The organism is Microbispora sp. H10836 (assembly GCF_012999525.1).
In the GTDB taxonomy this organism is placed as follows: domain Bacteria; phylum Actinomycetota; class Actinomycetes; order Streptosporangiales; family Streptosporangiaceae; genus Microbispora.
The window spans coordinates 1-1,025 of sequence record NZ_JABBWU010000067.1 but is presented as its reverse complement, the minus strand read 5'-3'; the positions used below and the strand labels follow the sequence as shown (position 1 = coordinate 1,025).

Below are 1,025 nucleotides of genomic sequence, written 5' to 3'. Positions count from 1 at the left end.
GCGGTGACGGGCGCGGTGACGACCGGGTCCGTGATGAAGTCCCGCATCCAGTGGAAGCTGGCCTTCGGCGTGCGCACCTGGGTGTCGTAGTCCACGTGCACGATGCCGAACCTGGCGGAGTAGCCCCGGGCCCACTCGAAGTTGTCCATCAGCGACCAGCAGAAGTAACCCCGCACGTCCGCGCCCGCCTCCATCGCGTCACGGGTCGCGGCCAGGTGGTCGCGCAGATAGTCGATGCGCCCGTCGTCCTCCAGCGCGCCGTCGTCGCCGTATCCGTTCTCGGTGATGTAGACCGGCGGCAGGTCCGGGTAGCGGGAGGTCAGCCCGACCAGCGTCTCGTACAGCCCCTCGGGCTCCACCACCCAGCCGAGCCCGCTGGTGCGCGCGTGCTCCGGCGTGACGGTGCGCACGCCCAGGTCGAACGCCGTGCGCCGGGCGGGGTCGGGCTCGTCGTACGGCGCGGCCTCCACGTGCAGCCGGTAGTAATAGTTCACTCCGAGGAAGTCCACCGGCCTGCCGATGTTCTCCAGGTCGCCGTCCCGGCGGAAGGAGAAGTCGCTGATCCGGCCGAACGTCTCGGCCATGTCGGCGGCGTAGGCCCCGCCGAAGAGCGGTTCGGTGAACTGCCGGTTGACCAGCAGGTCCATCCGCCGCGCGGCCTGGAGGTCCTGCGGCGAGGAGGTCACCGGCACCGTGGGCGACATGTTGAGCGTCACCCCGATCCGCTGACCGGGCCTGGCCATCTCCCGCAGGCGGGCGACGGCCAGGCCGTGCCCCAGCAGCAGGTGGTGGGCCGCGGCCAGCGCGCCCTCCCCCTCCTTGGCTCCGGGCGCGTGGCGGCCCTCGCCGTAGCCGACGATCGACGAGCAGTACGGCTCGTTGAGCGTGATCCAGTTCGAGACCGACTCGCCGAGGGCCTCGTACATGACCTCGGCGTAGTCGGCGAAACGCTCGGCGGTGCCGCGGACCCGCCAGCCCCCGCGGTCCTCCAGCGCCTGTGGCAGGTCCCAGTGGTACAAAGTCAC

At 71.0% G+C, this 1,025-nt stretch carries 1 protein-coding gene; it reads right to left on the bottom strand.

The window, feature by feature from the left end; genetic code table 11:
• Window positions 1-1,025: family 1 glycosylhydrolase (locus tag HHX30_RS40270; RefSeq protein ID WP_169989207.1), on the bottom strand; the 1,025-nt coding region annotated here is incomplete at both ends.